The sequence below is a fragment of the Flavobacteriales bacterium genome (assembly GCA_016700415.1).
GTDB lineage: Bacteria > Bacteroidota > Bacteroidia > Flavobacteriales_F > PHOS-HE28 > PHOS-HE28.
Window position 1 is genome coordinate 614,051 of the sequence record CP065018.1, and the last position, 19,649, is coordinate 633,699.

A 19,649-nucleotide genomic window follows, 5' to 3' on the forward strand; every position below is an offset into this window, starting at 1 on the left:
GAAACGATAGTGGTGATAGCTCATGGAATGAGGGCACGCGATCCACTCCACGACCAAACCTGGTCCGACGAAGTCGATCCAGTCCTGGGCACGCGATCCACTCCACGGCCAAACCTGGTCCGACGAAGCCGATCCAGTCCTGGGCACCAAAGGTGCAAAATGGCTCCGCGAAAGCAGTGTCACCTACTGAATTCCTACAGCGGTCGACCGCAGCAGTCGTTCCTGATGTGGTGCCGCTATGACCATTGGGGCCGACATCCATGGCCGTGTTGTTCAAGGGGCACCACGCCACGAGGCCGGAGGTGGGCACGTAGCTCGGCACTTAGACCATGACTGAGAAAGTGAAGGCGCTAGCGAGACAGAGTAAAACTATTCTCATCGTTCAGTGATCTTGGCTTAGGGCATGGCCACGGTCCGTGGTCTTTCACATGACGGAAGTAAAGCGATCGCACCGCGTCGCTGAGCATCTGCGGAAAGCTGATCCTCCGAGTACGGACAACTAAATGGATCTGCTCTCGTCTATGATGAAACTCCACCCGTACATGCGTCGACTTATTACACTTCTCCTCCCGGCACTGCTGCCATTTGCCAGCATGGCCCAATGCAACTTCAACTACCAATTCTACCAGACCGGTAATTGTTACTTGGTCGGGTTTGATATCGGGCTTATCGTTTCCGGTGGGACCGCACCCTATACGATCACCTGGTATGCCCAAGGAATGCCCATCGGCACAGGCGAGATCATTTCGGTTCAAACGACCATGAACAGTCCCCTCGTAACGGTGGAAGTGACCGATGGGTCAGGCTGCACCGAGAACACCGCGGAGTATTGGATCGACCCGGGAAGCTTTGTGACAGCGGATGTCAGTTCGCAACCGGACCCCTTGGACTGCTCGAACAACGTGTTGACCCTGGACAATGTCAATAGCGTCGGTGGTTGCGGAAACGTCATCGTGGCCTTGGGATCCCCCTCAAATGAGATCGGCAGTTATTCCCAATCTCCCATCGTGCTTTCCGGCTTCCCCTCTGGAACTTCCACCCTGTTCCTCATCCCCAACGGTCAGTGCGGACTTTGCCCTACCCTCTTGACCGTGAACGTTCCCAACACCTGTGGTGCCAACACCATCAGCGGGCGGGTCTATGTGGACAGCGACAACTCCTGTACGTTCAACAACGGTGACGGGCCGGCCCCGGGGGTGTTCGTGCGGGCGGATGGTCCCCAGGTCCAATCGGTCGCCACGAACACGGCTGGATCGTACACTGCTCACCTCATTGACGGTCAGTACGCACTGGACCTTCCGGGCTTAGGTCCGATCTGGAACATCAGCTGCATGCCGAGCGGTGCTCAGAATGTGACCGTACCGCCCAATGCCAATGCTATGGACTTCGGCCTCACGCCCGTTGGCACCTTCAACGACCTTGCGGTTTCCATCACCGGCCAAGGCCAACACCGGGGCGGCATTAACACCCAGTTGATGGTGACCTGCCACAACAGCGGGAACACGACCATAGGCGGCACATTGAACCTCACCTTTGACCCTGTGCTTTCATACATCGTCAGCATTCCTGCGGAAACAGGGCTGTCCGGAAGCTCCGTTAGTTGGTCCGTGCCGCCCATTGCACCGTTCGCGTCAATGACCTACCACGTCACCTTGCATGTGCCGAGTTCAGCCACATTGGGGGATACGTTGACCTATACCGCGAACATCTTCACAACACCCGCGGATGACGCCTCCGCAAATAATTCCGACCAGGTGGACCGCATCATCGTAGGAAGCTTCGACCCGAATGACAAGCAGGTACTTCCCGCTGGCGATCTGCCCATCCTGGAGGCCCAGAGCGGGCGCACGCTGGATTACATCGTGCGGTTCCAGAACACCGGCAATGCCGAGGCCTTGAACGTTCGCATCGAGGACGAGATCGACCCCTTGCTGGACCTGAGCACCTTGGAGGTGGTGGATGCCAGTCACGCTTGGAGCGCGGTCGTCACAGAACGATCGGCCGTTTTCCGGTTCGACGGCATCAACCTGCCCGACAGCGGAAGCGACTTCGCTGCGAGCCAAGGCTTCATCCGTTACAGGCTAGCACCGGTCCCGGATGTCGGCGTGAACGATCTGATCACCAATGAGGCCAACATTTTCTTCGACTACAACCTGCCTGTGATCACCAATACGGTGAGCACGACGGTGGTGGACGTGTCGACCGGGATCCGGACCGTAACGGACAACAGCCTTGACCTCCTGTACGATGCCGATGGCCTGACCCTTCGTTCGACCAGCGCGATAGAACGTGTGGATATTTTCGATGCCACGGGTCATCTGGTGAACACTGTCTCAGGCAAGGGCCAGCGGCGGCTCCGCCTCGCCATGAACGGGCTTAGCAACGGGGTGTATCTGCTCAAGGTGCAGCGACCGCAAGACCTGCGGATGGTGCGCGTGGTGCATTGATACGTACCGGTCCGGGTATCTGGCCACCCAAAAACTGCCTCGACACTGCGCTTTTTCATGTCGCACGTGGCCGTATCCATGTGGAGCTGAGCGGGTATTACAAAAGTGGGCAGCATGGAAAAGCTTGACCAAACTGCCGAGGTCCATGTGGTCGTGGTAACCACTACGTTTGCTCAATGCGGCTGCTGCCATCCCTCTCCACCTTCTTCTTGGTCGGTGCGCTGAGCGCCCAGTCCCCAGCACTCATCGGGTACTGGCACAACTGGGACATCGCCGGTGCCCCTTACATATCCTTGGACCAGATCGATCCGCGCTACGATGTGATCGAGGTCTCATTCGCTGAACCGGTTTTCGGCTCAACGTCGCAGATGGTATTCACGCCCAGCGCGACCGATCCGACCACCTTCGCGGCGCAAGTGGCCGCTCTGCGCTCCTCCGGCCACAAAGTGCTCATCAGCATCGGAGGGGCCAATGCCACGGTGCAGTTGAACAGCGATGCCGAACGCGATGAGCTCACGGCCAGCATGCTGGGGATATTGGCCGACTTCGGCTTCGACGGGATCGACATCGACCTGGAGGGAGCTTCCATAAGCATCACCGGCGGCACGATCACCACCCCGATCGATGCGCCGATGCTGCGGCTGATCCAGGCGATCGAGGACATCGGCGATGCCTTCGAACTGAACACCGGCACTCCGATGATGTTGACCATGGCCCCGGAAACGGCCAGCGTGCAAGGTGGACAAAGTGCTTTCGGCAGCATCTGGGGCGCCTATCTCCCCTTGATCCATGCGCTGCGCGACCGCCTCGACATCCTGCAAGTGCAGCTTTACAACAGCGGCAGCATGTACGGCATCGATGGCGCCATCTACGACCAAGGCACCGCGGATTTTATCGTGAGCCAGACGGAGGCGGTGATCCAAGGCTTCACAACTTCGGGCGGACCTTTTAACGGGTTGGCGCCGGAACAGATCGCCGTGGGCCTTCCCGCTTGTGCCGATGCGGCGGGCGGCGGTTATTCGGATACGGCCACCGTTGCTGCGGCATTGCGCTACCTGCACGGCACCGGCCCGCAGCCGGGCTCCTACACGTTGGCCCAGACCGCCGGTTATCCCGCTTTGCGCGGCATGATGACCTGGAGCATCAATTGGGACGCGGCCGGAAGCTGCGACGGCACGTACAGTTTCGCGGAGAACTACGAGCGGATCTTTCAAGGCAACACCACAGCGGTGGCGGCACTTTCCAAGGGCCCGGCATTGCTGCTTTCACCGAACCCGGCCACGGACATTATTACTGTCCGCGGACTTGATCAGGGAACGCATGCGGTGAATATCCTGGACCTAAGCGGCAGGGTGCTTCGGACAATGGCATTGCGGTGGACGACTCCCTCGATCTCCGTAAGTGACCTGCCCGCAGGATCGTACTTCCTCCGGTTTGATGCGGATCAGAAACAACGGCCCATCGCGTTCGTGAAAATCCCGTAGGCGGCATCCGGGGAACACTATTGTGTTGATCGTGTACAGCACGTACTGATCAACTCGCCATCTCCGTTCCTGCCAAGATGCGCATTCGCAAATGGATCGGCCGGGCCATGGCCTCCCCTTGGCTCTCCTTGGTGAATTTGCTGTTGATCATAGCAGCGGTAATTGCCAACAAGCAACACCAGTACTTCTGCCGACCGGTGCCTTGGGCATCGGTCGCGCTGGTGGTCGCGTTCCTGCCCGTGGTACTCTATCCCTTACTGAAGGAACGCCTGCGGACCTTTCGCGCCCCGGTATTCTTCATGCTCGGCATCGCTGCTTGCATTTGCGTGTATTGCATCGTGTTCATCGGCATGATGGATCCGAGAATGATGCTCCTCGTCCCCTTGTTCGCCATCTGGCAGCCGGTGGCCGCACTTGTCTTTCTCCCTCACTTTTTGCTCGCGCAGATCATCTTCCACCTGGTCACTTCAATCGAAAGGCGCAGATGGCGGAAGTTCTTTGCATCCGGTGTTGGCCTTTGCTTGGCGTCCGCGCTCTTGATGGCTGTTTGGTTCAACAGGAGCTATCCGTCCGTTCAAGCGGCTCTTGACGATCCCGTCCGGAACGCAGCAATGGTCAAACCCTCCTACATGACGGAACGCATGCTCGGCATGCACTTCAAGTACCACATGTCACTCTGCCTGTTCGACGGCTGGCGCCCTCCTCTGCACGACCCGCTCCTTGTCGTGGCGACTTGGTTGAACTTCTCATTCATGGACAACCCCTCGGCAAAAACATTTCGAAAAACCCTTTTCCGGGGTTCTCCCGGAAGTCCCTTTGTTACCATGACCCCGCTCTATCTCCAAAATCGGATCACGGCTTACCAGCTCGTTTTCCCCGGAAAGCCGGTCAAAGAGGATTGTTCTTGTGCGAAGAGTTACAGCAACGAGTACCTGACCTCTCCGTGGTTCATGTTGAAAGCCCCGCGTCCTTCACCACCACAAACGCAAGAACACGATCTTCGCGACCGCTAACAACTGCATCCCATGGACGAAGCCTTTGTGAAGACCGCGATCGCCGACGGCATTGCCACCGTCACTTTTTTTCACCCCAAGAGCAACAGCTTGCCCGCCGACATCCTTGCCGCATTGGCGAAGAACATCGAGCAGGCCGGTGCTGAGAAAAGCGTCCGCGTGATCGTACTTCGGAGCCAAGGCGAAAAAGCCTTCTGCGCCGGTGCCAGCTTTGATGAGCTGATGGCGATCGATGATGAGGCGGCCGGCTTGGCCTTCTTCAACGGCTTCGCCTTGGTGATCAATGCGATCCGCACGGTGCCCTGCTTCGTGATCGGCCGCGTGCAGGCGAAGGCCGTGGGTGGTGGCGTGGGCCTTGCCGCCGCAATGGACGTGTGCTACGCGCATGAAAGCGCCGCGGTGAAGCTGAGCGAGCTCGCCATCGGCATCGGACCGTTCGTGGTGGGCCCGGCGGTGGAACGCAAGATCGGCACGGCCGCTTTCGGCTTTATGAGCGCCACCCCTGCGGCTTGGCGCACGGCGGAATGGGCCGAACAAAGGGGCCTGTATGCCGAGATCTTCGACAAGACTGAAGAGCTGGATAAGACCGTGGCGGCCCATGCCCTTGAGCTGAGCGCATACAGCCCGGAGGCCATGGCGGAACTGAAGCGCATCATGTGGCGCGGCACCGAGGACTGGGGCAGCCTGTTGCCGGAGCGTGCGGCCGTCAGCGGCAGGCTGGTACTTTCCGAGTTCACGCGGAACGCCATCGCGGAGTTCAAGCGGAAGACGGCCGCCCGATAGGATCGGTCACAACTCTACCACCCTTTTTTACGTAGGAACGCGGGCCTGTTCATCAAGCGGACGGGCGCCCCGCCGTGAAGAAGTATTTCGCCACCACCTCCCGCAAGGTCCTGTTGATGCTCTATGGAGCTTCGCTGTTGATCGGTGTGACCGTCATCTTCCGTTCGCACCGGGGTGAAAAAGAGGCGATGCAGGAGCAGACCATGGCCCGGCTGGCAGGCGTTACCGGCACCCTCTCCGCGCAATTGGACGGCGGCCGCATCACACGCTTGCTGAAGACCTACGATTCACGCGGCATGCTGGTGAAGAACACCCAGGACGCCTGGTACTACGTGCAGCACGGTGACTTGCAGAAAAGCGCCGATGCCGCGGGCCTCACCTCGCCCTTGGTCATTGTGGCATACGACGCACAGAAGCAGGAATTGCAGACGGTGGTGACCTCGGCAGAGCGGCCGGAACTACGCAATGCGTACACCGGCCCGGCCGCCACGGAGATCCGCAGCTATCTCCAGCGGAACGGGAACAAGCCCTTGCGCATCACCCGGGCCGGTGAGCTGATCGCCATCGATGCGGTGACTGATGCACAAGGCAAGGTCGTTGCCGCGCTCGTGGCCCGATCACCATTGGCCTTGCTCCGCACCGACACCAACGCGCAGCTGGTCCGGGAGATCGGGATCACCGGTTTGCTGTTCGCGGTGATCGGACTCCTGCTCTTCCGCCGTGTGGGCCGCTTGGTGCGTCACGAGGAAGACGAGCGTAGCAACCTGCAGGTGCGGCACGACGGCATCACCGACAGCATCGCCTATGCGGGAAAGATCCAGTCCGCGCTGATCCCTTCACCGGAGCGCTTCCGCGAGCAGTTCGACGATTTCTTCGTGCTGAACCGCCCCCGTGACGTGGTGAGCGGCGACTTCCATTGGTACCATCGGATCAGCGAGCACGAATGCTTGGTCGCGGCCGCGGATTGCACGGGGCACGGACTTCCCGGCGCCATGATGGCCGCGATCGGATGTTCCCTGTTGAACGACCTGGCCCGGGACCTTCAGGGCCACGACCCGGCGGAACTGCTCGGCGAGCTGAACCAGCGGTTGATCAGCACGCTCAACCAGGAAGGGCGGCGTACCGGCGCCGGGGACGGCATGGACATCGCCTTGTGCCGCATCGACCGGAAAGCGAAGGAGATCCTTTTCGCCGGTGCCTTCCGCCCCTTGTACTGGATGCATGAAGGACAGCTCACGGTGATCAACGGGGACCGAAAGCCGGTTGGCGGATCACAACATGGCACCCAACGCAAATTCAGCGTACACCGCATCGCCTACCACGAAGGCGACAACATCTACCTCTTCAGCGACGGCTATGTGGACCAGTTCGGCGGGCCGGACCGGAAGAAATTCATGGCCGCGCGCTTCAACGAGATCCTCCTGGCCAACCACGGCCTGCCCATGGCCATGCAGGCCGAAGCGCTGGACCGCGCCTTCAATGAATGGAAGGGAACGCAGCCCCAGTTGGATGATGTTTGCGTGCTCGGGATCGCCGTTTAGGAAGAGGTATTGCACCACTTCGCGGACCCGGTACGTGCGCAACGTTGATCGATCGCCGCCGAACTGACCTGAGCCTTCTATATTTGGTGGCGCGGCCACGCACAATGAGGGCCGCCATCCGGAATAGCATGGCAACGAAAAGCGAGTTGATCGGCCGTATGGAGGAATTGCTCCAACAGCCGGACGTGGAACGGTCGTCCGAGGCGGTCGAGACGGTGAAGGAAGCATACGAGGACCTGGTAGCAGCGGAGAAAGCCGAGGCGGAGGCCAGAGCTGCGGAAGCCCAAGAAGAGGAGGAAGCGGCCGCACCCGAAGTGGTGGAAGATGCGGAAGAACGGGTGGGTCCACCGCCAGCAGCTGAGCCGATCGTTCCGGTGGCTGCCCACCAGCCCATTGAATCCGCACAGCTCACCAGCGAGGATGACAAGAAGTTCAAGCAACTGCTGGACGCCTTCAACACCAAGGTGAACGACATCCGTCGGAAGCGCCAGAAGGAAGAGAACGACAACTTGGCCGCGAAGCAAGCGCTCATGACCGAGCTCCGGGCGTTGATCGCCAACGAGGAGAACATCGGAAATGCCTTCCAGCGGTTCACCGAGATGGGCGACCAATGGAAACACATCGGCCCGATCCCGCAACAGAGCTATCGCGAACTGCAGCATGAGTACAGCCAGCTCCGCGAGGAATTCTTCTACCACATCAGGATCTACCAGGAGCTCCGCGACCATGATCTGCGAAAGAACACGGCGTTGAAGCAGGCATTGGTGGCGGACATGGAGGCCGTGCAGCGGGTGGACAGCGTGCGGGAGGCGGAGAACCTTGTGAAGGAATACCAGGACAAGTGGCACCAGATCGGCCCGGTGACCAAGGAAGACCGCGAGGCCGTCAGCGAAGCCTTCTGGAACGCCACCCGCGTGGTGTACGACCGCATCAACGACCACTACAAGGCCCGCCGTGCCGAGCACGAGACCAATTTGGCCGCCAAGCAGGCCCTGGTGGAGAAGGTGGCCGAACTGGGGAAGCAGGCCGAAAGCCTCTCGACCAACGAATGGAAAACGTTGACCGATCAGGTCCTGGAACTGCAGAACGCTTGGAAAAACATCGGTTTTGCCACCAAGAAGGACAACGAACGGATCTGGCGGGAGTTCCGCGATGCCTGCAACGTCTTCTTCGACAGGAAGAACGCGCACTATGCGGCCATCAAGGACCAGTACAAGGCCGTGCGGGTGAAGAAGGAAGCGCTCATCACCGAGGCCATCGAACTGAAGGACAGCACCGCGTGGCGGCAGACGGCGGACAAGTTGAAAGCCCTGCAACACCAATGGAAGGAGGCCGGCAGCGCGGGCCAGCGCGACGAGCACAAATTGTGGGGCCGCTTCCGCGAAGCCTGTGACGCCTTCTTCAAGGCCCGCAGCGCCTCCTTCGACCAGCAGGACGCCGAACAGGCGGAGCACGCCAAGGAAAAGGACGCCCTGATCGCCGAGATCGAGAACTTCACCCTCACCGGCGACCGCAACGCGGACATGGAAAGCCTGAAAGCCTTCAGCGGGCGCTGGCTCAATGGCGGCCGTATTTCACCAAAACATTACGACCGGCTGAGCACGCGCTACCGGACCGCCCTGGACAAGCAATACGGGCAATTGAAAATGAACGACGGGGAGCGGCGGAACATGTCGTTCCAGAACCGCGTGCAGGACATGGCCACCGCCCCGGACGGCAAGGAGCGCATAGAAAAAGAGAGCCGCTTCGTGAAGCGCAAGATCGAGGAGTTGGAGATCGAAGTGCGCCAAGGCGAGGAGAACATGGGCAAGTTCAATTTCAAGAGCGCTGCGGGCGCGGCCATGAAAAAAGACATGGAAGGCAAGTTGGACCGCACAAGGCAGGAGATCGACCGCTTGAAGACCCAGCACAAGCAGCTACGCGCCGAGATGCGGGCCGCACAGCCGGAAGAGGCCGCGAGCTCTTCCAACGAAGCCAACGCCTGATACCGACCTACTTTCGCGCCATACACACCTAAACACGGACCAAATGGGAATGCTTAAGGAGTTCAAGGAGTTCGCGATGAAGGGCAACCTCGTCGACATCGCGGTCGGTTTCGTGATGGGTGCCGCCTTCACGCGCTTGGTAACCTCATTCACCGGTGGCATCGTCACCCCGCTGATCAGCATGATCACTGGCGATGTGAAGTTCGATAACCTGAAATTGGTGCTCCGCGATGGTATACCGGAGGTAAAGGATGCCGCAGGTGCCGTTACCACGCCCGGAATTGCAGAGGTGGCTGTGCTGTATGGCGACTTTCTACAAGCCACTGTGGATTTCATCATCGTCGCTTTCGTGATGTTCATGGTGGTGAAAGCCGTGAACCGGATGAAGACTCCCGAGGCAGCAGCCGCTCCTGCAGGCCCTACCGATGACCAGAAATTGTTGATGGAGATCCGCGACCTGCTGAAGAAGTAGGGACAGATCATTTCCGCATTGAAAAGCCCCGGCATTAGTCGGGGCTTTTCTCGTTTTAATGCCGCTTGTGGCCGAGATAGTGCATGCTTAAACTCTTTCGCGATTCCGTCCCGGCTCGTTGGCCGGGATGACAGCCCGGAATTAAGTTCGTTTTTGGATCGTGTGCTCGAATAGCTGCGCTGGGCGCGGCTAATCGAGCACACGATCCTTACATGATTGTCACCCCGGCCCTCGAGCCGGGGTCGCGAAAGGGTGTCCAGTTCATTGTATCCCGGGCTTTGATATCATCAAGGCAGGAAACGGTGCGTTCCGTTGCCCGGATCAAAACGCACCCCGCTGCTGGAGAACGCTCGTTCCAGTTCACCGGAGACCAGGGATTCCCTTGGCGTTCCTTGCCATAACCCCTCCCCGCTCCGCATCAGGATCACCCGGTCGCAGAGGTCCAGGGCCAATTGAATATCATGAGTGCTGAAGAGCACGGCCTTCCCCTCGCCGTGTGCTATGGACCGCAACATGCGCACGATCTCCGCGCGGTTCGGCAGATCGAGGAATGCCGTGGGCTCATCCAGCAGTAGCACGGGCGTGGCCTGTGCCATGGCCCGTGCGATCAGCACCTTCTGGCATTCGCCGTCGCTGCACGCTATCACTTCCCGATGGCGCAACGCGATCGCCCCGGACCGCTCCAGCGCGCTTTCCACCGCTTCCTTGTCGGCGGCCGTGGTGCGTCCCCAGCGATCGGTCCACGGCTGCCGCCCTAAGCCCACCAAGGTCTCCACGTCCAACATGCCCACCTGTGGCCTTCCAGTAAGCACCACCGCAATGCGGCGTGCCCGTTCCATGGCGGACATTGTGTGGACGTTCGTTCCGTCCAAGAGAACCTCGCCCACCATGGGCGGATGCAGCCCGGCCAGCGTACGCAGCAACGTGCTTTTCCCGATGCCGTTGATGCCGATCAACGCAGTGAGGCTGCCGGAGGGCAGGTCCAAGCGGATGCCCTCCAGCAAAGGCGTGCGACCATAACCCACAGTGAGATCTTCGGCGCGAAGGAGGCTCGTGTCCGTCATCCTTGCCGTGCCCATTTTCTGCCACTGAGCAGCACCCACAACACTACCGGTGCGCCCAAAAGGCTCGTCACCGCGTTCAACGGCAGCATCATTTCCGTTCCCGCACCGCGCACGATGAGGTCGCAGCACAAAGCGAGCACCACGCCGAGCACGATCGTCGCGGGCATCAACACGCGGTGGTCGGCGGTGCGCAGAAAGGCGCGGGCCACGTGCGGTACGGCCAAGCCGAGGAAGGCGATGGGGCCACAAAACGCCGTGATGCTTCCGGCCAACAGGCCCGTGGCCCAGATGGCGCGCCGCCTGACACGGGCTACGTCCACCCCCATGCTGCGCGCATGATCATCGCCGATCAGCATCGCGTTCAGCGGCTTGATCAGCATCACCGCCATCACCAAGCCGATCAGCACGGGCGCCGCCAGCCAAGGCAACCGTGCAAGGTCCATACCGGCGAAGGAGCCCATGCCCCAGAGCACGAAGCCTTTCAACACGCGGGCCTCGCTGGAAGCCTGCAGCACGCTCACCAACGCGGAACAGAGGTAGCCCACCATCAGGCCGAGGATCAGCAGCGTGATCCCGTCGCCCACGCGCCGGTCGGCGGCAACGATCAAGAGCAGCACCGCAATGGCACCGGCCAACGCCGCTACCGTGATCATCAGGTCCTGCGGGAGCGGCAGCATCGCCCAGAGCGGCTGGGCCAGCATCACCAAGGCCACGCCCAAGGCCGCACCTCCGGTCATGCCCAGCACTCCGGGGCCCGCTAAGGGATTGTGGAAGGTCGTCTGCATCAGCAGACCAGCCGCGGCCAATCCGGCACCGGCCATTATTGCGGTGAGGATCTCCGGCAAGCGCACCTGCAGCACGATCACATCATAGGGCCCTTGCCCGGTGTAAAAAAGCGCATTCCACACCGCATCCAACGGCACGTGCACGCTCCCGATGGCCAGGCTGAGCAGCGCCAACAGCACGCCAAGCGCCGCGAACACCACCGACCACCAACCTTTGCCCCGCATGCGGCAAACTTAGATGGCATGTGCCAAGGCACGTTCCGGCCAAGCAGGGCTATCACCTCTTCTTCTTTCATTTTGATCACGGAACCAGTACCCTCTTTTGAGAAATTGAGGGGACTGTCATTGGTATTCCCCACGAAACGCGCCTGAGGATCCGTCTCCCCTCCTTCCTATAAGGAGGGGTTGGGGGTGGTCCGGCCACACGAATACACCACCCCTGCCCCTCCTTGAAAAAAGGAGGGGAAACCCCAGTACTCTTGTGGAATTCCTTGACCGGAAAAGGGGATGGGCCTGCCCGCGAACGAATCGTTGCTCTGCCATGACCGGGCATCCTGTACATGGGCGATCTTTGCGGCCCCAATGAAGGAACATCCTCCCACGATCCGCCGCTTCCGCTTAGTGGCCATCCTTGAAGGCATCAGCTTTCTGGTCCTGCTTTTCATCGCCATGCCCCTGAAGTACATGGCCGATATGCCCTTGGCCGTGAAATACGTCGGCTGGGCGCACGGCGTGCTCTTCATCAGCTATATCCTGCTGGCCATTCCCCTGTTCACCCGGCTGAAATGGCCCATGGAACGGATCTATGGCGTGGGCATCGCCTCGCTCCTGCCCTTCGGCACCTTCGTGCTGGAGCGCCGCTGGCTCCGGTGAAGATCCGGTCGGACAGTTCGTTATCGGATCACACTGCGTTGCGTGCGTTGGGTGAAACCGGAACTTATGCCTCGGGCATTCTATCTGCGTCCATCTGCGAGATCTGCGGATAAACCTTCATCCCCGCACCTCCGCAGATCACTTGGCCAGTAAAAGCCCGCCCGGCAAGTACTCCAGCATCACCGCGCTGGAGTTGCTCCATCCGTTCTCAGGCCCCAGCTTCTGCATCCTGAGATCCAAGTAGAGCGGCTTGGCATGCACCTGGGCATAGAACTTCGGAAAATCTTCCCCGAACTGCATTTCCGCCCGGATGAAATACGTCGCCACGTCATAACCGAGGAAGGCATATTCGCCGGGTTCATTGCGGAAGCGGGTGCGGTACGCGGCGACAAAGGCGTTCACCGCCGGGGAAGAGCGATCGATGAAAGCATTGGCCGGCAGATGCACGTTCAACTTCATCAAGGCGTTTACATCCAGCGTGCTCATGTTCGTCCACGTGTCCAGACCGTAGACCGTGATCTTGTACTTGGGCACCAGTGCCATGAACTTGGTCAACACGGTGGTCACGAACTCCACATCCTCGCTCGGGACCACCAGAATATTGGGCCGGACGGGGTCCAACTTCGCCACGGCGGCGGCAACATCGCGACGTCCACAAGGCACCACTAGGAGTGAATCCCGCAGCTTGGCGGGTTGCGCCAGCAGGGCTTGTTGCAGTTCCCGCTCCATGAGCCCCTGCACATCACGTTCGCTGAAAATGTCCGGTTTCAGGAGCATGACATTGCCCGCCGCGTGGTGGAACGCGATATAGCGGGCCATCAGCTTCAGGCGGTCGGTCCTGCCGCCTATGGCCTTGCTCACCGAAGGGTTGCCCAAGATCACCTTGTTGCTCTGCGGCACAGGACAAATGATGGGAGCACCCCCGGAAACACGCGCGAGGCTTTCAATGGCCGCACGATGGAACGGCCCGATGTACATATCCATGCCACGCATCGCGTCGCTCTTTAGCACGGGGTCCCATTGTGCAGGCTTCATCCCGGTGTCGAACACCAGCACGTCCGCGTTCAATCCTTGGGCCTGCAAGCTGTCCAAGGCCATGGCCATTCCGGCGCGGAACTCCACGGCGGCCTCGGTCACGGAGGCCAAGCGCTCGCCATCCTCGCCGGTCGCGGCGGTATCCTGGGCCGTTGCGGTGAAAGGCAATAGCACAGCGATCCGGCGGCGCATCGAGAGCGATGGTCGCGGCAACGCCTCCGTGATGATCGTGCTGTCCGTAACTGCTTTAGTGCCGCGCGGGATGCGCACATAGATGCCCGCTTTCAGCCCTTCGGGCAGGCCTCCGTTCGCGGCCTTGATCGAATCCGCGGACACGCCGAACTGCTTGCTCAAAGCATACAATGTTTCCCCCGGTAGCACTCGATGGAACTCATCGCGGTCCATTACGGCAGGCAGTACGGCCATGGGCGGTGCGGCCGTGCTGCGGGCCACTTGAATGCGGAGCACCATACCGATCCGCAGGCCATAAGAGAGGTCCGGGTTCAGCCGCCTCAGGTCCTCTTGGTCCACTCCGTATTTCCGGGCGATGCCGTAAAGCGTTTCCTTTTTTGTGACCGTATGGAGCAGTTCCCCGTCGTTCAGCTCGGGAGCCGTCTTCAGGTCCTTTTTGGACTGGGCCTTGCGCGGGATCAGCAGCACCTGCCCGATGCTGAGGCCCTGTTCCGCTCCGGGGTTCGCCTCGGTGATCGCATCGAGCTCTACCGCGAAGTGCCTGCTGATGCCGAACAAGGTCTGCCCCGCCTCCACCGTGTGGACGATGTACTTTTCGCCGTCCACGGTGCGGATCTCCTGACCAAGAGAGGCCATGGTGAAGGCACCTGCGAACAGGACAAGAAGGAGCAGTCTGCGGATCATTCCCATTCAATGGTGGCGGGCGGCTTGCTGCTGATGTCATACACCACGCGGTTCACGCCCTTCACTTTGTTGATGATGCTGTTCGAGATCCGTGCCAAAACCTCATAGGGCAGGTGGCACCAGTCAGCGGTCATGCCGTCCGTGCTGGTGACGGCGCGCAGGGCCACGGCGTTCTCGTAGGTGCGCTCATCGCCCATCACGCCCACACTGCGCACGGGCAAGAGGATGGCACCGGCCTGCCACACTTGATCGTACAGCCCTGCATCGCGGAGCTCTTGGATGAAGATGTGGTCCACCTCCTGCAGCAGGGCGATCTTTTCCGCAGTGATATCGCCGAGGATGCGGATCGCCAGGCCCGGCCCGGGGAACGGATGCCTGCCGAGGATGGTGGGATCCAATCCGAGGGTCTTGCCCACGCGGCGCACCTCGTCCTTGAAGAGGGAGCGCAGCGGCTCCACCACCTTCAGTTTCATGTGCGCGGGAAGCCCGCCCACATTGTGGTGGCTCTTTATGGTGACACTGGGGCCATGTACGCTCACGCTCTCGATCACATCCGGATAGATCGTCCCCTGCGCCAGCCACTTGATGTTGCTGATCAGCTTGGCCTCCGCGTCGAACACCTCAATGAAGGTGCGGCCGATGGCCTTGCGCTTTGCCTCCGGGTCGTCCAGCCCTTTCATTGCGGTGAGGAACTTCTCCTTCGCGTCCACGCCCTTGATGTTGAGGCCCATGTGGCGGTAGCTCGTCAGCACCTGCTCGAACTCGCCTTTGCGCAGCAGCGCGTTGTCCACGAAGATGCAATGGAGGCGCTTGCCGATGGCCTTGTCCAACAGCATGGCCGCCACGGAGCTGTCCACGCCGCCGCTCAATGCGAGCACTACATGGTCCTCGCCGAGCTGTTCCCGCAGGGCGTCCACGGTCTCCTCCACAAAAGCTTTGGGCGAATGGTCCGCCGGGCAGTTACAGATGTCAAAAGCGAAATTCCGCAGCAGTTGCAGGCCGTCCGTGGAATGGAATACCTCCGGGTGGAACTGCACGCCGAAAGTGTCCTCCCCTTTCAAGCGGAAAGCGGCCACGGGCACGGTATGGGTGCCGGCCAGGATCTCCATGGCGTCCGACGCAGCGAGGATGCTGTCCCCATGGCTCATCCACACCTGTGTTCCGGCGTGGATGCCCTTGAAGAGCGGCTGTTGCACAAAGATGTTGTCCAAGAAGACGCGCCCGTATTCGCGCACATCGCTGCGCACCACTTGCCCACCGGCGCGCTTGGCTAAAAGCTGCGCGCCGTAACACACCGCCAGCACGGGCACCTTCCCTTGCAGGCCTTTCAGGTCCGTGTCCGGAGCACCCTCGTCAAAAACAGAGGCCGGGCTGCCGCTGAGGATCACGCCCTTCACGGAAGGGTCGTCCGCAAAGCGGCTGGCGGAGCTGAAGGGATGGATCTCGCAATAAACATCCAGCTCACGGACGCGGCGCGCCAACAGCTGGGTGTACTGCGATCCGTGGTCGAGGATGAGGATCTTGGTCTGCAAGGGGAGAAATGGTTGGCCCGATACTTATCGGGCCGCCAAAGGTATTCGCGGGGTTCGGATGGGCGGTGGCAACGGACCGGCAACTCGCGCTGACCGCCAGAGGCGGATCAGGCTATGGCCCCGTTCACTCTTCCTTCTTCCGTCCCATGCGCTTATATCCCGCTTCTGGCCGCGCCTTCATCTTTTCCTTGGCGATCTGTGCCAGAAGCACGCGCTCGGTCTCGCGCTTTTCCATCTGCTTCAAGTAGCGGAAGATCACTTGGATCTTGCCCGCGTGTTCCTTGGAGCTGTTCCTCAGCTTCTCCAATTCCAAGATCAGGTCCTTGTGCGTGAGGAGCATTTCACGCATGCGGGTGAAGAGCCGGATGATCTGGATGTTCACCGCGATGGCCCTTTCGGAGTTCAGGACGCTCGACAGTTGCGCGACACCGTTTTCGGTAAAGGCGTAGGGCGCATAACGCAGACCCTGCTTGATGCTTGGATTGGAGGTGCCAAATTGGCTCCTCCAATTTTCCAGTTCGGCCTTGGAAAGCTCGAACATGAAGTCGTCCGGGAAACGGGCAGCGTTCCGTTTCACTTGGCGCTTCAGTTGCTTCACCTCCACGCCATACAGCTCCGCAAGGTCACGGTCCAGCATCACCTTCTGGCCACGGATGAAGTGGATCCTACGCTCCAGCACCTCATCCGGGATCTGCACATCGGACTTTTGGGACATGTAGCGAAGATAGAAGGTGTCCTTCACTGGGGCGAGCGTTCACGCTCGTGCCTTTTGTGAATGTTGGCTTGGGTGGACAGGCGCAAGAGCGTGGACGGTCACTTGTGTTGAGAATGGGCTAATGTCGCCATGACCCGTTCAGTTTAACTTCCTTGATCGCCTCTTCAATGCGGGCAAGGCTCAACTTGTCCTTTCCGTTCCGCGCTTGGGGATGCCACGTCTGGATGAAGAGCCGATGTCGTCCTCGCCATTCCGTCCAATTCCAATAGGTATTCTTCGGCAAGACCTTCACCAGCGTATCATCCCATTGCAGATCCACACCAGCGATGACAATGACATCCGGGTCCAGCAATTCCAACTGTTTCACCAACTGCTTGGAGAAATGCCTTGCGTGAACAATGACGGTGGCATATCGCTTGAGTCAGATCCGGGCAGCTTCTTCAGGTTCAGCACGGCTATTGACCGTAGTAGCCGCATGCGGTCTTCATTCGTGATCACGTTACACAAACTCTGGCGCGGGAGTTAGGCCGACCAGCACGTCCAGCGAATAGCCGTCCTCCCGTGCCCTGAGGGATCGGGCCGGTCCAGATCCCCTAACTTTACCAAGGTATCTGAGAACACCCCACCATGTCCTCCAACGCGCTATCCGAGATCGTCCTGTTCGAGGAGCCCTTCCTCCGGATCACATCCAACGTCGCCCACCGGTGGATCCGGCTAACGTGGAACGGCCATGCGCGCAGTGACCAGTACCGGCACGGCTTGACGGTAGCGCTGGAGTTCATGGAGGCGCACAAGGAGGTCCGCTACTGGATCGCGGACCTGCGGGAGATGACGGCGATCATGCAGGCGGATGAGAAGTGGGCGAACGAGACCTGGTTCCCGCGCTTGTTCAGTACGGGGCTGGAGCGCATGGCGATCATTGCCTCCAAGGATTACTTCAACCAGACCAGCGTGGAGCGCTCCTTCACGGCGGTGCAAGGGCAGCTCACCTTCGAGGTGGCCTGGTTCCGCACGGCCGAGGAGGCGCTGGAGTGGATCGGCGGGAAAGCATTGGTGATGTGAGCTATTGCTCTGGGCCTTGTTTGCGCGACAAGCGCGGGCGGACCTCGATCTCACAAACGTACCAAGCAGTCCCGGTTCAGTGTTTCGCCCCCCGTTCCACGTAGGCGATGATCTCGCCTGCGATGTCCTTGCCCGTAGCCTTTTCGATGCCCTCCAGGCCCGGGGAGGCGTTCACCTCGATCACCAAGGGGCCTTTGGAGCTTTGCAGCATGTCCACGCCGGCCACCTTGAGGCCCAAGGCCCGTGCGGCATGGATCGCGATGTGCTTTTCCTCCTCGGAAAGATCGATCAGTTCGGCCTTTCCGCCACGGTGCAGGTTGCTGCGGAACTCGCCATCCTTACCTGTGCGCTTCATGGCGCCCACGATCACACCGTCCACCACGAAGGCCCGGATGTCCTCCCCACGGGCCTCGGCAATGAACTCCTGAATGATCACGCGGGCCTTGAGGCTGTTGAACGCCTCGATGACAGCTGTGGCCGCCTTGCGGGATTCGGCCAGTACCACTCCCAACCCTTGGGTACCCTCCAGCAGCTTGATGATGCAGGGCGCACCGCCCACGCGTTCCACCACGCCGGCCACGTCCTTGCTGTAGTTGGTGAAGACCGTCCGGGGCATGTCCACCCCGGCGCGGCTGAGGATCTGCAGGCTGCGCAGCTTGTCGCGGCTGCGCACCAGCGCCTGGCTCTCCATGGTGGTGAAGATCTTCATGGACTCGAACTGGCGCACCACCGTGGCCCCGTAGAAAGTGACGCTGGCGCCGATGCGCGGGATGATGGCATCCACCAGCGCCAAACGTTCCCCGTTGTAGACCACATGCGGGTCTTTCGGTGCGATCACCAGGTCGCATTTCACATGGTCCAGCACGGCTACTTCATGGCCCCGGGCACGGCCCGCCTCTACGATGCGACGAGTGGAATACAGCTTGGCATTGCGGGACAGAATGGCGATCTTCATGGGGTACGGGAAGGACGGCAAAGCTAAAGGGCCGTCATCCACACCACCGGGGTCTTACAACCTTTGCAACAGTTGGCTACAACCTATCGGCCTGTATCCTACATTCGTCGGGTCTTAACGCACCACCAGTGGCACGCATCATTGAAGCCAGCACTCCGCTGGGCACAGCACTTACGGAGGAGCAGAAAAGCTCCTTCGCGAAGCACGGCATGATCCATTTTCCGGGTTTCATCACGCGAGAGACCGTTGCGGCCATCTGGAGCGCGGTTGAAATGGTGCAGGCGGAATGGATCACGGAGAACCGGGAGAAAGTCAATGGCGTGCCCATCAAGTACGGCAACGATGTGGACGGCAAGCGGATCGTTCAGCGCTTCGCCTTCGCCAACCAGCAGAGCCCCGTGCTGGCGGAGTTCCTCAAAGACCCGCGCTTCAATACGCTGCTGGGCTTCGTGGGTCCGCAGGCCCGCTTGGGCATCAACGAGAAGGACGGCTTAGTGGTGAACCACTATGTGAACACCGACGCGAGCAAGTTCACCCAGATGGGCTGGCATACGGACAGCGTTCGGGACATCTTCCTCGGCAAGAAGATCCTGCCGATGCTGAACGTGGGCATCCACTTGGACGACCAGGACCCGCGCAACGGCGGGCTCCGCCTGCTGCCGGGCACCCAGGAACAGAACATGTGGAACATGCTCTTCCGCAAGAAGAACTTTTTGGACAACGAGCCGGACCCGAACGAAGTGGCCTTCGACATCAAGGCGGGCGACCTTACCGTGCATGACGGCCGCTGCTGGCACCGGGTGGAGAAGAGCAGCCTGACGGGTGACGCGAGCCGCAGGCGGGTGATGTACATCCCCATCATCGCAGGGAAGTACACACCGAAGTCGGAGAAGAGCCCCACCCCGTTCTATCATCGCTTCCACCACTTTGTGAAGTGAGGCCATGTGCCCTCACGTGGCGCTGACCGCATGACCTGATCGATCTTGGGAACTTGACGCACCGCGTCAGGCATCACCTCCAGTTTTGA

At 60.3% G+C, this 19,649-nt stretch carries 17 protein-coding genes; 10 read left to right on the top strand and 7 right to left on the bottom strand.

Annotation, left to right across the window (positions count from 1 at the left end):
• The first annotated feature begins 542 nt into the window (after positions 1 to 542).
• The 7 genes from IPP95_02455 (at position 543) to mscL (ending at position 9,725) form a co-directional block, all read left to right on the top strand.
• Positions 543 to 2,447: a T9SS type A sorting domain-containing protein gene (locus tag IPP95_02455; protein ID QQS73109.1), complete on the top strand. Its 1,905-nt coding sequence runs from the start codon at positions 543 to 545 to the stop codon at positions 2,445 to 2,447.
• A 176-nt stretch (positions 2,448 to 2,623) separates the two neighbouring features.
• Complete coding sequence (locus IPP95_02460) at positions 2,624 to 3,931, top strand: T9SS type A sorting domain-containing protein (GenBank protein ID QQS73110.1); 1,308 nt, start codon at positions 2,624 to 2,626, stop codon at positions 3,929 to 3,931.
• A gap of 77 nt (positions 3,932 to 4,008) precedes the next feature.
• Positions 4,009 to 4,944, top strand: a complete 936-nt coding sequence (locus IPP95_02465) for a hypothetical protein (protein QQS73111.1) — start codon at positions 4,009 to 4,011, stop codon at positions 4,942 to 4,944.
• 12 nt (positions 4,945 to 4,956) lie between these two features.
• Entirely contained in the window at positions 4,957 to 5,727 is a 771-nt protein-coding gene (locus IPP95_02470) for an enoyl-CoA hydratase/isomerase family protein (GenBank protein QQS73112.1), read from the top strand.
• Between the two features lie 74 nt (positions 5,728 to 5,801).
• The gene (locus tag IPP95_02475; protein ID QQS73113.1) at positions 5,802 to 7,268 is read left to right on the top strand and encodes a SpoIIE family protein phosphatase; all 1,467 of its coding nucleotides are present in this window, start codon (positions 5,802 to 5,804) and stop codon (positions 7,266 to 7,268) included.
• 128 nt (positions 7,269 to 7,396) lie between these two features.
• The gene (locus IPP95_02480) at positions 7,397 to 9,253 is read left to right on the top strand and encodes a DUF349 domain-containing protein (protein ID QQS73114.1); all 1,857 of its coding nucleotides are present in this window, start codon (positions 7,397 to 7,399) and stop codon (positions 9,251 to 9,253) included.
• Between the two features lie 49 nt (positions 9,254 to 9,302).
• Positions 9,303 to 9,725 carry a large-conductance mechanosensitive channel protein MscL gene (gene mscL, locus IPP95_02485; protein QQS73115.1) on the top strand — a complete coding sequence of 141 codons (423 nt, stop codon included), beginning with the start codon at positions 9,303 to 9,305 and terminating at the stop codon, positions 9,723 to 9,725.
• A gap of 287 nt (positions 9,726 to 10,012) precedes the next feature.
• Here the strand turns inward: mscL and IPP95_02490 are convergent, their stop codons facing one another.
• Together IPP95_02490 and IPP95_02495 are read right to left on the bottom strand one after the other, a co-directional pair.
• Entirely contained in the window at positions 10,013 to 10,789 is a 777-nt protein-coding gene (locus IPP95_02490; protein ID QQS73116.1) for an ABC transporter ATP-binding protein, read from the bottom strand.
• Positions 10,786 to 11,799, bottom strand: a complete 1,014-nt coding sequence (locus IPP95_02495; GenBank protein QQS73117.1) for an iron ABC transporter permease — start codon at positions 11,797 to 11,799, stop codon at positions 10,786 to 10,788. Before IPP95_02495 ends, IPP95_02490 begins: the two co-directional genes overlap by 4 nt.
• 357 nt (positions 11,800 to 12,156) lie before the next feature.
• On the opposite strand from IPP95_02495, the gene IPP95_02500 reads away from it, so the two are divergent.
• On the top strand, positions 12,157 to 12,447 hold the full coding sequence (locus IPP95_02500; GenBank protein QQS73118.1) for a DUF3817 domain-containing protein: 291 nt from the start codon (positions 12,157 to 12,159) through the stop codon (positions 12,445 to 12,447).
• A gap of 138 nt (positions 12,448 to 12,585) precedes the next feature.
• On the opposite strand, the gene IPP95_02505 is transcribed toward IPP95_02500, so the two are convergent.
• The 4 genes from IPP95_02505 to IPP95_02520 all read right to left on the bottom strand — a co-directional run bounded on the left by IPP95_02505 (position 12,586) and on the right by IPP95_02520 (position 16,972).
• A complete protein-coding gene (locus IPP95_02505) occupies positions 12,586 to 14,358 on the bottom strand; it encodes a LysM peptidoglycan-binding domain-containing protein (GenBank protein QQS73119.1) in 1,773 nt (590 codons plus the stop codon).
• Complete coding sequence (gene guaA / locus IPP95_02510; protein QQS73120.1) at positions 14,355 to 15,890, bottom strand: glutamine-hydrolyzing GMP synthase; 1,536 nt, start codon at positions 15,888 to 15,890, stop codon at positions 14,355 to 14,357. Before guaA ends, IPP95_02505 begins: the two co-directional genes overlap by 4 nt.
• Positions 15,891 to 16,014: 124 nt before the next feature.
• A complete protein-coding gene (locus IPP95_02515) occupies positions 16,015 to 16,605 on the bottom strand; it encodes an ORF6N domain-containing protein (protein QQS73121.1) in 591 nt (196 codons plus the stop codon).
• A gap of 118 nt (positions 16,606 to 16,723) precedes the next feature.
• Complete coding sequence (locus IPP95_02520) at positions 16,724 to 16,972, bottom strand: hypothetical protein (protein ID QQS73122.1); 249 nt, start codon at positions 16,970 to 16,972, stop codon at positions 16,724 to 16,726.
• A gap of 260 nt (positions 16,973 to 17,232) precedes the next feature.
• On the opposite strand from IPP95_02520, the gene IPP95_02525 reads away from it, so the two are divergent.
• The gene (locus IPP95_02525) at positions 17,233 to 17,667 is read left to right on the top strand and encodes an STAS/SEC14 domain-containing protein (GenBank protein QQS73123.1); all 435 of its coding nucleotides are present in this window, start codon (positions 17,233 to 17,235) and stop codon (positions 17,665 to 17,667) included.
• A gap of 76 nt (positions 17,668 to 17,743) precedes the next feature.
• Here IPP95_02525 and rimK read toward each other — a convergent pair whose 3' ends face one another.
• Positions 17,744 to 18,622 carry a 30S ribosomal protein S6--L-glutamate ligase gene (rimK, locus tag IPP95_02530; protein QQS73124.1) on the bottom strand — a complete coding sequence of 293 codons (879 nt, stop codon included), beginning with the start codon at positions 18,620 to 18,622 and terminating at the stop codon, positions 17,744 to 17,746.
• Positions 18,623 to 18,831: 209 nt separating this feature from the next.
• Between rimK and IPP95_02535 the strand changes: the two genes are divergently transcribed.
• Positions 18,832 to 19,560: a phytanoyl-CoA dioxygenase family protein gene (locus IPP95_02535; protein QQS74177.1), complete on the top strand. Its 729-nt coding sequence runs from the start codon at positions 18,832 to 18,834 to the stop codon at positions 19,558 to 19,560.
• Positions 19,561 to 19,649: the final 89 nt, after the last annotated feature.

Excerpts from the sequence above, each read along its gene's own strand:
- IPP95_02455 (QQS73109.1), top strand. The coding sequence starts at position 543 with ATGCGTCGACTTATTACACTTCTCCTCCCGGCACTGCTGCCATTTGCC.
- IPP95_02460 (QQS73110.1), top strand. The coding sequence starts at position 2,624 with ATGCGGCTGCTGCCATCCCTCTCCACCTTCTTCTTGGTCGGTGCGCTG.
- IPP95_02465 (QQS73111.1), top strand. The coding sequence starts at position 4,009 with ATGCGCATTCGCAAATGGATCGGCCGGGCCATGGCCTCCCCTTGGCTC.
- IPP95_02470 (QQS73112.1), top strand. The coding sequence starts at position 4,957 with ATGGACGAAGCCTTTGTGAAGACCGCGATCGCCGACGGCATTGCCACC.
- IPP95_02480 (QQS73114.1), top strand. The coding sequence starts at position 7,397 with ATGGCAACGAAAAGCGAGTTGATCGGCCGTATGGAGGAATTGCTCCAA.
- mscL (QQS73115.1), top strand. The coding sequence starts at position 9,303 with ATGCTTAAGGAGTTCAAGGAGTTCGCGATGAAGGGCAACCTCGTCGAC.
- IPP95_02490 (QQS73116.1), bottom strand. The coding sequence starts at position 10,789 with ATGACGGACACGAGCCTCCTTCGCGCCGAAGATCTCACTGTGGGTTAT.
- IPP95_02495 (QQS73117.1), bottom strand. The coding sequence starts at position 11,799 with ATGCGGGGCAAAGGTTGGTGGTCGGTGGTGTTCGCGGCGCTTGGCGTG.
- IPP95_02500 (QQS73118.1), top strand. The coding sequence starts at position 12,157 with ATGAAGGAACATCCTCCCACGATCCGCCGCTTCCGCTTAGTGGCCATC.
- IPP95_02505 (QQS73119.1), bottom strand. The coding sequence starts at position 14,358 with ATGATCCGCAGACTGCTCCTTCTTGTCCTGTTCGCAGGTGCCTTCACC.
- IPP95_02515 (QQS73121.1), bottom strand. The coding sequence starts at position 16,605 with ATGTCCCAAAAGTCCGATGTGCAGATCCCGGATGAGGTGCTGGAGCGT.
- IPP95_02525 (QQS73123.1), top strand. The coding sequence starts at position 17,233 with ATGTCCTCCAACGCGCTATCCGAGATCGTCCTGTTCGAGGAGCCCTTC.
- rimK (QQS73124.1), bottom strand. The coding sequence starts at position 18,622 with ATGAAGATCGCCATTCTGTCCCGCAATGCCAAGCTGTATTCCACTCGT.
- IPP95_02535 (QQS74177.1), top strand. The coding sequence starts at position 18,832 with ATGATCCATTTTCCGGGTTTCATCACGCGAGAGACCGTTGCGGCCATC.